General features: G+C 44.6%; 6 protein-coding genes and 1 pseudogene. 1 reads left to right on the top strand and 6 read right to left on the bottom strand.

From position 1 onward, the window contains the following. The first annotated feature begins 306 nt into the window (after positions 1–306). Entirely contained in the window at positions 307–6,036 is a 5,730-nt protein-coding gene (locus KGP26_RS19040) for an ATP-binding protein (protein ID WP_223665674.1), read from the top strand. A gap of 119 nt (positions 6,037–6,155) precedes the next feature. Here KGP26_RS19040 and KGP26_RS19045 read toward each other — a convergent pair. The 6 genes and pseudogenes from KGP26_RS19045 to KGP26_RS19070 form a co-directional block, all read right to left on the bottom strand. Then, positions 6,156–6,319, bottom strand: a pseudogene (locus KGP26_RS19045) (transposase family protein); the annotation flags it as partial. Between the two features lie 66 nt (positions 6,320–6,385). After that, positions 6,386–6,895 carry a hypothetical protein gene (locus KGP26_RS19050; protein WP_223664441.1) on the bottom strand — a complete coding sequence of 170 codons (510 nt, stop codon included), beginning with the start codon at positions 6,893–6,895 and terminating at the stop codon, positions 6,386–6,388. Positions 6,896–7,063: 168 nt separating this feature from the next. Further along, positions 7,064–7,354: a chorismate mutase gene (locus KGP26_RS19055; RefSeq protein WP_218519107.1), complete on the bottom strand. Its 291-nt coding sequence runs from the start codon at positions 7,352–7,354 to the stop codon at positions 7,064–7,066. Positions 7,355–7,461: 107 nt separating this feature from the next. After that, positions 7,462–9,078, bottom strand: a complete 1,617-nt coding sequence (locus tag KGP26_RS19060; RefSeq protein ID WP_209522610.1) for an Ig-like domain-containing protein — start codon at positions 9,076–9,078, stop codon at positions 7,462–7,464. Between the two features lie 76 nt (positions 9,079–9,154). Beyond that, complete coding sequence (locus KGP26_RS19065) at positions 9,155–9,853, bottom strand: ZirU family protein (protein WP_223498128.1); 699 nt, start codon at positions 9,851–9,853, stop codon at positions 9,155–9,157. 82 nt (positions 9,854–9,935) lie between these two features. Further along, positions 9,936–12,539 (bottom strand): ZirU family protein, encoded by a 2,604-nt coding sequence (locus tag KGP26_RS19070; RefSeq protein WP_223664442.1) that lies wholly within the window; start codon positions 12,537–12,539, stop codon positions 9,936–9,938. Positions 12,540–12,800: the final 261 nt, after the last annotated feature.

Raw genomic sequence — 12,800 nt, forward strand, 5'->3', positions numbered from 1 at the left:
CGCCAGCAGGATAGCTGTGGCCTGAACCTCCCCCTTCATACGCCCCCAGTTGGGGGCCCTCACAAGCAAATTCTGGATCCAACAAAATGCTATCGCAAAGTTGTAACACTCGCCTCCACACATTTTTTGGAACTCTTGTTACTTCTAGCTCTTACCAGATCTGGCAGCCTGCTTAGTGCCAGAAACAGACATAGGTATGGATTTTGTCTGTTGCGCCTTTACGTATTCGATAAAATTGATTGAAAAGTAAGTACTTCAGTAGTAGTTTAAGTAAGTTGCGATCATAAAATATGGATTGTTATTTTGATGATACCGTCAAAAATTAAGCCCTCACAGTTAACACGTGTTGGATACACGTACCAAGACCTTATGTGTATTCGCACATTGATCAATTGGTTTCACGATCCAGAGAAGTACCAGTGGATAAGCATAGAGGGCAATCAAGGGCTTGATCATGTTAAGAGCCTCGATGATGTTATTTGCTTCACAGCCAGTGGAGAATATGAACTCTATCAAGTCAAATTTACAATCGATTCTGAACGTGACGATTTACATTTAGATTTCGATTGGCTACTCAAGAAGAAGGATAAGGGCACATCCCTTATCGAAAAATGGTCAGCAGATATAGAGAAGTTCGGTTCTTCCAGCACAATAGCGATTGCCAAGCTTATTACAAATAGAATACCTGACAAGGTTTTATCAAATTGCCTAATAGATAAAAAAATTGATTACTCTCTCGTTCCAGAAGACGTCAAATCAAAAATATTAGCTCAGCTTGGTAGTGAAGAAAAGTCCATAGATTTTTTCGAAATTCTTATTTTCGAACATAGCCAAAAGGAAATTGATGATTTAGAGTTGCACTTACGTGACTCACTGGTACCAGACCACGCAAATGAAGAAAGTTGGCTTCAGTTATTAAAAACCGTTGAGCGCTGGGCTTCACGAAAAAGAGAACCGGCCCCAGACGGCAAAATCTACCTTAAGCATATACATGAAATTTTATCGCTTGGCTCCAGGAGAACTATTTCTCAGTTTTTTGAAATTCCTGGCGGCTACAAACCACCAACAGATGAATTTCACAATGAAATTCTTAACGCTATAGCTAACCCTGGCTGCCATGTCATATCTGGATTGCCCGGAATGGGGAAAAGTACTTTTCTATCCTTTTTAACTGACCAGCTAATAGAATCGAAAACGCCTGTTATCCGACATCATTATTACTTATCCCCTCAGTTTATTGGCGACAGAATTGCTTTTAATAATGCAGCTCATTCATTACAAAGCCAGATTAGAACACTTTATCCCAATGACTTCGATAGCGATAAACTTGATTCTGAACATCTAGAGGCTTGGATAAGCAAGGCGGTAGTTAAAGCTGCAGAAAATGGCAAAACTCTAGTTATAATTATTGATGGATTAGATCATGTTTATCGTGAAAGATCGGATATTAGCCAACTCGAACATTTAGTTAATCGGATTACACCCTTTAAAGGAAAAGTTTGTTTGCTATTCGGAACACAACCAATAAGCGACGAGCATCTTCCCAATTCCCTATTACGTTCAGCGCCAAGAGAACGTGCTTGGATAGATATTCCCCCTATGGGACTTGATGCTATAAAGTCGAGACTCGACTTTATAGCATCGAACAATGAAATAAAAGTAGTAGGCAATGAAAATCACAAACAAAGTGAAATAGTAGAAATTTCACAGGCTCTACTTGACATTTCACATGGATATCCTCTTCATATTATTTACTCTTTAAACAGTTTGCAGTTAGCAGATAAAAACATCAGTAAATATGATATAGAACGACTACCCACTTGTCCTGATGGCGATATTCATGAATATTACGAGAATCTATGGGTATCACTATCTGAAGGAGCAAAAGAAATTCTTCTGCTTATAGCAAATGCAGATTTTTCATGGCCGGACAAAACACACATCAGTTACTGTTTTGAAGATAGCCTAACTTTCCAAACCAGCTTTTCAGAAATTCAACACCTCATTGAACAAAGACTAAGTGGGATATCCCCTTTCCATAGCAGCCTATTCGTATACCTAAGACGCAAAGACTCCTTCGTTCAATCAAGAGATAGGTTAAATAGAATTTCTAAAATTTGGATCAATACACATGCTCCAGAGTATTGGCGGTGGGGCTGGGAATGGATCATTGAAGCCAACCTCGGGAATATCACCCCTCTATTTCAAGGTGTAGATAGGGACTGGCTTGTTCAATCTCTCTGCAATGGTTATCCTCTAGAGCATATAGAACACATATTCAGTGTTGCAGAACATATCGCATTTGATCAAAACCTATATCCCGAGTTGTTGAGACTGCGAATTTTGAAAACAAGGCTATTAAATGGTCCCGAGTTTCAAGTACAGAATTTTAGCGATTTTCTGGACTGTTCATTAAGTATCTCACACGATAATTTTGGTCTTCTTTGGCGAGCGGACAATCTAAGAATTATCCCAGATAATGAAATTGTTATTATTGCTAAGCATTTTCAAGGAAGAGATGAAAGAATAGTAGATGCGTGCACCAATGAAATCTCTCGTCGAGTACACTTTTATGCCCGACTAGATGACTCTAATCATTATCAAACATTGAACAGCCTTGTAGATGATTATCTTCATACGCTAACCAGCTATAGTAATCCCGACTTAGCTGTTATAAATGCTTTCTATGAAACACTTATTGACAAGGCTTCGTCTTTCACTCGAATTGTCGAATTGCTCATTCAGTATGGCCATAGACACTTACTGGTTGATTTATCTCTATTTGACGTTCCGGATGATATTGCTTCGGCAGTCTGTGACGAAGTCGTTTTGGCTGCAAGCATCGAAGGCGTAACTATCAATGAGGAAAACTCCTTATTTGATAGCACTAATTCAAGCATATATCTGCTTTATCAGTTTTTAGCTGGAAACGACATCAAAATAGACCAACTTAAGGAAATTGAGTGCCCTGTTGAGTACGAACATACACGTCACCTTCCTTTTTATGAGCATTTTTTTAGAAAGCTTATAGTAAATTTAACAAAATCAACCGAATTTGATGCTCCGGAGTTAACCACACCCACAGATATTCAGGGATTCCTAAATAATGCTTGGATGACATTCCAATATGCTTCCTCAAAAATTGCAAAAAATATAAAAGAAGGTCGCAATTTTGAAATTTCTAATTTGTATGAATCATTTGACTTACTAGAACAACCAGATAAATTATTGATGGGCTATCAAATCGATGCTATCTTATTCAATATTCGAAAATCCTTAATAAGAATTGCCATTCACCTAAATATTTTATGCAACTCAATAAAAGCATTTTCAAATATTGACATAGATCAGTTTGATACACTATCAATGAGCAATTGGTGGGATTCTAGGGTATTTTTTGATATTTCCTCTAAGAATGCAATTTCCAATTTCCCTAAAGATTATATTATTCAGGAGTTTAAAAAGTTTTTTGATTCTGAAATACTACGCAGAGATGATACTGCTACGCTGGCCAACGACAGTCTTGACCTAGCAAAATTAGCAACCAATTTAGGCCTGTATAATGAAGCAAGGGTGTTTCTTGAGCGTGCCGCATTCAATATAGTCGGATATGGCCATAGAAAGGACATTACTTTACATGAGGTTTTTGAAGCGTTACAAGAATGCTCTGATTCCAACTACCATCAAGTTTCTGATTGGCTAAAACGAGTAGCAACTTTTACAACTGATGTATTTGATTTTTCAGAACGAGAAATTCGACATATTCCTGGCCTGTTCACGAAATTATTGGCAAAGCATAACCCAGAACGCCTTGTTGACGAATTTGACTATCATTTATCAGAAGAGAATTGGCATAGAACACATCTTATTTTTGAAAATTTCGTAAAGTCATTTCCACTTTCTACGCAGCCAGAGCACTCTTTTCTTAGGTGCATGACAACAGTTGATGCAATGACTGCATTAGATGAAAGAAGCAAAGACAATGATGTTCTGAAAGGTATTTACGAAGACCAGTGCAAAGTTCTTGGAGGAATGCCCCCACAACCAAGAGAATATTCCTCCACTACCGAAGATGTCATTACAGATTGTCCTGAAGTATCCACCATACCACCTGCTAATCTTAATGATTTTATTGCAGCCTTACATTTGGTTTCATACCAGATTCGCGAAGGATTTATTTCGGACTGGATTGGTTATTGGGTTGATAAAGGCCACGCCCGCACGATTCTCACTTCTTTCAGCGACTATTACAATCAAAGTAAATCAGACTATGAACTGAATCGATGCTTACACCATATTTTCTTGTTGAGCAAAAAAATCGAAGGCAGGAAAGCAGCTTATAAATGGGCTGTCAGGAATATAAAATTAAATAACTGCTGGAGTCCTTATTATTCATCAGGGTCAAAAGAAGCCTTAAAGGAATATGGAAATACTTACAGCGAGCAATGGGAAAACCTTCTTCGTGATACGATGGCTCCAGACTCTGCGAGCCTACAGAGAGATGAGAATATAGTAGTTCCTTCCACTCACCTTGTTACTTATTTGGCCTCAGCTGGACAGGTCGCTCTGGCAACCGAAGTTACTGAAATTATGGTCACTAGCCTTGAGGGCGATATTGCACATCTTCCTTTGACCAAACTGTACTGGTATGACGATCCTGTATCATTCGAAAACATTCCATTTCATCTAATGCTATTACATTTTAAATGGCCCGACAGATACGCCAGGCTCCTAACAACGAAGCAAATAGCAGTTTTATTACAAGACGACTCCAGTATCGAATTTCGTGACTTGTACTTGAGCTTTCTGGAAAAACAACCCTATGAGGTTGATGTCATTGATTATCTATCTGTTTTATTGCTTATCGAGGATCGCTTATTTACTAAAGAAGAAATTACCAAATGCATTCATCATCCTTCGCTTATCTCTGATGATATTCTATATTCCCTGGGTTTAGCTACTGAAAGACGGTATGATTTTTCGGCTCTCTACTCTGATTTTTCAGATGACTTAGAACCGAATAAAAACAAATATGACAAATATGCTAATGGTCTTGCATTGAGGTTTATAGGCATTATCAATGAGCTCGAAGATGAATACCAAGTCCAACTGTTAAGGCATTTTTTCCTTGAATGGGAACAAATCCACAACGCGAATGCTTGTTATATATTTAGACCTCACAACTTTGCAAGTGAACAATTTTATCCTCAAGACAAGATTTGCTGTAGTTTTTCATGGCGAGCAGAAGTGTCCATTTTATCTGCTTTTGTCAGAACATTAGCGTATGCTATGCAAAAGCACTCCATACCTGCCGAGCTTTGTTTGGTACATGCCCAAGAGGTTTTACCATTCGGTTCTATTGCTGTAAATCTTTCTCCTTCTGACTCACCATACAATTGGCCCGTAATAGAAGACTTAGAAAAAAACGATCATTTGCCCGATCAGAAAGAGCTTGAACGATATTTAGCAAATTTTGCCGCTTCTGCTGATGAGATATTACTTTATGCCAACGGCCCCGTCCTAAGAAATCACTCTGGCATATGCCTTGATCTAAAGGTCATTTTAGTCAAACTTCAAAGCTCTGAAATTGACGATCCTAAGGCAATTTTTGAGTCAATAGATTACATGCGAAATTCTGAGCAAGGGATTTTCCCTTTAGCAAAGAAGGGTTGGCCTTCCTCCTTTGGAAGATGGGAGATTGACTGGTTAATCAGAGGTTATTTTCGGCCGACCTACTCCGTAGGAGATTTACCTTTTAACTCCGTTAGGCAAAGCGATTATTGCATAGAGTATTTCGGCGGTAGTATACATAATGGTACCTGGAGGTACTGGGTCAACCAGTGGTATCCAGTTTATCACGCAGGTGTAGGTAACTCTCTCGGAACTTATTTTACAGTTTCTAAGGAGTTTTTTAAAAAACTTAAAGGACACACTGGCGGAAATTATTATCTAATTGGCGAGATGACATGTGTTGACAGGCGTAATCTCACTCACTCTGCGGAGTCAAGAAAAACCTATTCCATTTTGCCAATATAGACATTATGAATATTATCCCTCTAATAGCTGCGCCTAATACCGCTACACGTGCCATTTAATGGCATGTGGTAGCTGCGAAAAGCATCACGTCGCAAGCCTGATGTTGTAGTGGTCAACTAAAACTGCGCAATGCTGTCCAGAATACGCGTGACCTGCACGACTGAAATCCTAAAGGCAACAGTGACCGCCAGGCACTTCTTCGTAAAATTATCCACGCAGATAAGGCACTTGATCCTACGTCCGGTGGCCAATGGCCCATAACGAAATCCATCGACCAGTTCAAGGCATCTATGGAAGTGAGTCTACTTAGATTATAATTGAAATAGACTCCGCTGCTTCATATAGCTAACTAGGCTCCGAGAAAAAGGTACCTCCCGCTATATGGCATAATTATTTGTAGCAATTCGATTGCGTTCCGAATATTTTCTACTTGGGCATTTAGCAACGTGATGTCTTTGATACCGTGAAATAAATTATTTCGATACCTATAGACAATTAAGAGACACACTTCGATTTTATCTTCAAAAGAAGTTTCTTTATTTCTCAATACGTCAAGTGATTTCTCAGTTTGTGACGCTTCTCTAAAATAGAGGTAATGGAAATGCTCTGTTGGTTCACCGCTTTCGTGTATATAGCGTTTAGACCAATATGCTAGCTGGGAGTCGATCGCATCTGTTGGCATATCCCTTGCGACTCGTTTTGAAAGACCCCCAATCTGATCTACAACATTCTCATTATGAGCTTCTGAAGCCTCAAAAACTGACCACATAAGCGTGAAGTCGGATACTACTTCGAGTGTATTAGGTTCAAGTGGTGCTGAGTGTCGTATGTTTTTTTGAATCCAATCGGATACTTTCACTGATAATTTCCTTAAGATAGAGTATTTATTCAGTATAAATTTTGAGATTTTAGTCAAGCAATTAAGTCGGACACGGGTATGACCTGTCCTTATAATACCGGTGTCATTTGGAAAAATACCCGCACGCCCTTGTTGCTCCCACCCTATTCGGCAAGAGTTTGACCGATACTACTTTTGTACCAGATTTCGGTGCTGTTCCAGCTCATAATCAATAAACGCGTTAATCATCGTACGGTAAACTTTATCAATAATGTCTTCGGGGAGCCCAACCACCGCGGCTTCTGCCCTGACCTTGTCAATGACTCTCTGAACCCTGTCAGGAGCGCGAACAGCATCCTGATCTTTTTTGAATCCAGCGGCTGCTTTCACCAACCGGCCACGTTGGGCAATCAGTGAAACCAGTTGGGAGTCGATACCATCTATGGCATTTCTTACGTCTTCGATAGAAGAAAAACGCATTGTCGTACTCTCTAACTAGTTTAAAAGTACACGCTATCATAGCTATCGATGACTGTCCTACCCTTTTTAAGCTTCCTATCGGGTCCTGCTGCCTTTGCCACATTCGCCTATAGAGAGGTTGAGCAAGTCACATAGGTTACGCCGTCTAACGGGAAACTGAATAAATTACCGTTCCCCAGGTAAACATAATGCCGTTCGTTACCGGCAGCGGTAAGTTCCCTCCCCCAGTAGTTACCCGCAAACCAACCGCTAGAGTATCGACTCATGCTGCCCCATTCATTCCATAATCTGGCATTGGCATCCCGGTTGGCCCCGGTCTGGGCTATCGGGGTTCGGTCTGTCATCTCACTATAGCTCGGCACCGCGTAGCCGCCCCCTTGGGAACTGCACCACGCGGCAGCCTCACTGACATCCATAAGGAAATAGTTATTATTTCTGAACCAGCGGTTGACGGTAAATTGATAGGTTAACGTTGAGCCATTGCCTGTATGTTCGGCCGTAATGGTGACCCGATTATTAGCCGATGTAGGTTCTTGATTAAATCTCACATTACCGCTGCCATCCACACTGGCCCAACTCTGGTCGCTACTCCAGCTATAGGAACTGTTCCCGGCAGGATCCTCGCCAACCACCAACTGAAATTCCGCACCGGTAAAGCCTGTTTTCGGGAAGCCATCATCCGCCGAGAAAGAGGCGCCGTTGGCCAAGATATGCGTCATCTGCACATCAGCAAAAAACGCAACGTTGACGGTAGCTGAAACACCATTGGCGGCAGTGGCGGTGACATCACTATTGACGGCAGTGTCACTGGTCAGGGCTATTTTTACCTCACCGTTGCTGTCCGTCACACCACTGGTCGCCAGCAGCGTTACGCCATTGGTCGCGGTGAAGTTTACCGTTTCACCCTCAATACTGTTGCCATGGCGGTCTTCGACATAGACCAGCACATTATTATCGTCGATGCCATTGGCCAGCGCATTGTCCTGGGTGACTTCCGCATGCACAACCTCCACTGGGCCAGCAACAAACAGCGTATTGACCGACTGAACATCATCATCAATCCTGGCCGTTACCTGAGTGGTACCGGCGATCACATTCGTCACATAAGCCGTTGCCTCGCCCCCAATTCCAGTTTGCGCACTGGCCGAAATCGCGCCCATATTATCGGCATCAAAAAGCACCGTTGCGCCCACAACAGGTGTACCGTCCAGATACTGAACGGTAGCATGTACGGTGTTCACCGCCAGCCCATCGGCAACCGCCCCCAGGGGAGACTCGGCCCATACCAGGCTGGAAAGCATCCGCTGCCACTTGATATTGATAGGGCTAGCTAGCTGAACCGGCAGCCCTTCACTTGGAAGGGTAATATCGGGGTTGGTTTGAGGGGTTACGATCACGTTCAACTCACTGCCCGCCAGGATGTCGCTGAGCTCCAGAGTATAACTCGGGCTGGTTGCCCCATTAATGGCAGCACCGTCCAACATCCACTGGTAGGTCGTTCCCTGTTCCGTATCGCCATCCACATCATTGAAGGACGATGTCACGGTAATGACCTCCCCGGCCCGCGGCTTGGCGTTGTCTACCGAGAGCGTGGTGGTCGGTGCTCGCCCGTGAACTGGCTGGGTAGATTGCTGGACAGCCTGCACCACCTGGCTCATCAAGACGATCAGAACCAGTAATATCCTGAATACAAAAACCTTAAAGATATTATTGCGATGCAACATCCAGCGTATCCATCATACTGATTGGTTAAACCAACTGACCCAGGCACACCTTAAGCATGCCTGGGCTGACTCTTGATTACTGAGCCGCAGGGTTGCTGACAACAACCTGGACTCTCAGCCTCTGGTCTGTCCGCACTGGAGTATAGGTGCTGCTGGTTGCCCCACTTATGTTGCTGTACGTATTTGTTCCCTGGCCAGTTTCAAGCTGCCACTGGTAGGTCAGGCCAGTACAGGTCCCCCCCGCACAGGTTGCTGTCGCAGTCAGAGTAGAATCAACCTGTGGATAGCCACCTACTTCACCGGTAACCGTCACACCGGTGACTGTCCCACCAGCAATAACGGTCAAGGTATTGGAAGGAACCACTAAACCCACCGCAGGATCGGTAATGGCCGGGTCGGTGTGCGGAGTCACTAACACGGTAATGGCTTTGCCCAAGTCTCCGGCAACAATGGTGTAGGTGTTGCCGGTAGCCCCTGCAATATCTGCACCATCAGCCTGCCATTGGTAGGTTTCCGGTATCGCCGCGTCACCATCCGCATCGCTGAACGCCCCTGCGGTACCGATACTCAAGGTATCGCCGATATCGATCAAGCCGTTGCCACTGGCATTGTCAGAAACGATGGTGCTCTGCGTCACTACCGGGGCCCGCCCTCTTACGGTGGAAGTCGGGCTGGAGGTCACCGCCGACCAGGCAGAACCGACTATCAGTATACTGAGCAACATTCCCGATAGCAGAGGAACCAGCCCTCTGCATGAGCCAATTTTGTTGTTCATTGTTTTCTTTCCTCTGCTGTACTCAAAATCAATGTTTGAATCACCTTCCAGACCTGCCTGGAAGAATGATAAAACCCCGGTGTTAATGCGATACCACTCGAATAGCCCGTTTCTGTAGGTTTGCTGTCACCGTCAATGTTTCTGAGGTTGCACCAGGAATAGCGACAAAGACCCCCGAACCCGCAGATGACTCCACTTCCCACTGATAATTCATTGGTATTCCGTTACACAAGGCAATTGAACACATTGCAACGGCCAGGAGGTTATCCCCAACGACAGGATGCCCAGCCAGCTCGGTGCCGTTGCTGTATATCAACAATTTGACGGGTGTTTCTGGCACAAAAGAGAGCTCTGTACTCACCTGGTAGTCACCAATAGAGGCGGTAACCGTAACAACTCCGGCATTAACATTGGCTAGCTCCACCGTCACCAGCCCCTCATTATCTGTTCTGGCCATAGGGGACAGCACCGTCGCACCATTGTCTACCTCAAACTCCACTGCGGTAGCATCGATAGGATTGCCATGGCTATCGGTTACCCTTGCTTCAACCTTATTAACATCAACGCCATTAGCGTATGCATGATCGCTAATCACCCTCAGCTCAATGGTGGCAGCGCTGCGATCGGCGGTGAGCACCACGTCGTGTGACTTCATCTCCACGGCGGCACCATTTACTGTAGGAACTACGGTTACCGTGCCTGCGGCTGTTCCACTCAGTTTGGCGCTGTACACGCCGTTATTTTCCGTTACCGCGCTCAGAGTAACTTCGGGAATGCCCGTAACCTCAAAGGCCACCGTTAACCCATTAATCGGCTGGTGATTGATATCCTGAGCGGTAAACTCCAACGTACTGGTCTGTAAACCATCAGCAATAATTTCTGCCGGCTCTACGCTAAAAAGGGAGTTTTCCGGGCTCAGTTCCTGACTACTCGCGATTAAATTAACTTTAGCTGAAGCCAGAGAGATATCATTAAGGGTTGGAGCAATAATAGCTTCTCCCTGAGAGAACCCTGCCGTTAACTGATAGGTGTAGACCCCCGGTGCGGTCTCGGTAACGGTACTCAACAGCGGGTTACTGATAGGCTGGGTTGCCCCCGTATTCGGTGTAAAACGCAAATCCGCAGTCAGTTGGTCCCCCATTCCCCGAACCGGAAAATTGTTAAGGTCTTTTAAATTCAAGGTAATCACGCTTTTGGCAACGCCATCAGCAGGTATTTCGTCCGGGGAAGCCTGAATGCTGGAATTGACTATGCTGACATTTTGTTGGGTAACAACGATCTGCGTGGTACTGCGGTTTGAAGCATTGCCCTGATTATCATAAGCCACGGCAGCTAACGTGTAATTATTATTGCCAGCCATAAAAGGGGGTAACTTTAGCGAAATGCTTTGTGAAGACGTTTGTATTACCCTCCCTCCGGCTGCCACTAACGATGTGCTATCCCAATCGATGCGTTCAAGCCCATATTTCGCCGTTACCTGCGCATCCACTTTGATGGTTTCAAAGGCACTGCCGGTCATTTGATCCGGCAATGCCAATTGGATTAACGTCTGTTTCTGGTACTCCAGCACAATCTGGTTATTACGCTCCACCAGATCATAACGGCTACCGGCCAGAGTACGGCTTGCTGCCACCGCAGAGGGATCAATTTGCGCCTGCCATGATTCCCCCAGACGGTAGTTCAGTTGCATACTGATGCTGCTATCGTTACGGCTACCTTTACCTGCACGGTGCTCTGCTCCGATAGTGATCAGGGGGATCGGCGTATAGGTGATCCCCGCGGTGATCGCATAGGGATTTTTCTGCCGGTCATCTTTGCCAAACAATGCCACTTCGTCCCCCCGGTACTGCTCAAACATCAACTTTCCGCCCAACTGAGGGTAAGCGGGCAAATAAGCCTCTGCCCGCAGATCATAGCCGTTGGCAGGGCGCTCATTGTAATCGGCAAAATCCCGGGATTGATGCCAATCGGTGAGAGCCAGATAGCTGTTAGCCGACAGCTTGAGGTAATCCGTCCAGGCTTCAACCCCAAAACCGACACGGTCGTTCTTACCCGTCATGTCACGATCATAAAAGGCATTAACCCCATACATCCAATTATCTTGCACCGTCCGAACGCCTGCCCCGAGATTGACGGTATTGCGGCTGTCTTGGTTTCTCATCCCTAACTGGCTGAATAAAAGCGATTTCCTATCATCATAAAGCGGCACCAGAAGATCTGCCGAGCTCCCTTCCAGGCTGAAGTCATCATTAAGATTAAGTTGAACGCGCGCCGTGCCATACGAACTCAGCCAATGTTGTGCCGAATCATTGATTTCACCCACCACCATCGAACGCGCCATGCCAGCCGCTGCCAACGGAGTGTTATCATCGGCTAACAGTGTGGTCCCCTTTAACAGGCCATGTGCCAGCCTCTCATTATGTTGAGGAGGGGGTACCGCTGGGGAAGCTTCTGCTTGCTGGTTTTTCAAGCGTAATGATGCTGCGGTCGGGATATCAATTTCATCGCCGCTCCCCAGTTGATTGAACGGTTTTGAAAATGAGCGAAACTGATTAACCTTTTTTAGCTCATCCAACGTAATACGCTGTTTTTGGGCAACGCTATAGACGGTTTCATCTGCTGACAAGGTATATGGCTCGGTTTCATACAGCGTAACAGGCTTGGTTAGAGGAGCTGGGGCAAGCATTTTTGCTATTACTGGGGCAAAGGAAAGGCTCAACGGCAATAACAGTTGAAAGGTAACATTAACCCACACAACTAGAGGTTTTAATGTCACGGAGGATTACTCCAACGGGATATCAGTTAGAGTAGTAGGGCTTTTCTTCTTTCACAAATGGGAGGACATTTTGCCCATTATTGTTGGCCCTTCAGGTGCCCTCCCCCCATCTGCGATACTCCGCATGACCAAAGCCTGGATCGAACATCACGCTATCATATAAGCTGTAAC

This window comes from Serratia sp. JSRIV002, from assembly GCF_019968725.1.
GTDB lineage: Bacteria > Pseudomonadota > Gammaproteobacteria > Enterobacterales > Enterobacteriaceae > Chania > Chania fonticola_B.

Coding starts and splice junctions, on each gene's coding strand:
- KGP26_RS19055 (WP_218519107.1), bottom strand. CDS start 7,354: ATGCGTTTTTCTTCTATCGAAGACGTAAGAAATGCCATAGATGGTATC.
- KGP26_RS19070 (WP_223664442.1), bottom strand. CDS start 12,539: ATGCTTGCCCCAGCTCCTCTAACCAAGCCTGTTACGCTGTATGAAACC.
- KGP26_RS19060 (WP_209522610.1), bottom strand. CDS start 9,078: ATGTTGCATCGCAATAATATCTTTAAGGTTTTTGTATTCAGGATATTA.
- KGP26_RS19040 (WP_223665674.1), top strand. CDS start 307: ATGATACCGTCAAAAATTAAGCCCTCACAGTTAACACGTGTTGGATAC.
- KGP26_RS19065 (WP_223498128.1), bottom strand. CDS start 9,853: ATGAACAACAAAATTGGCTCATGCAGAGGGCTGGTTCCTCTGCTATCG.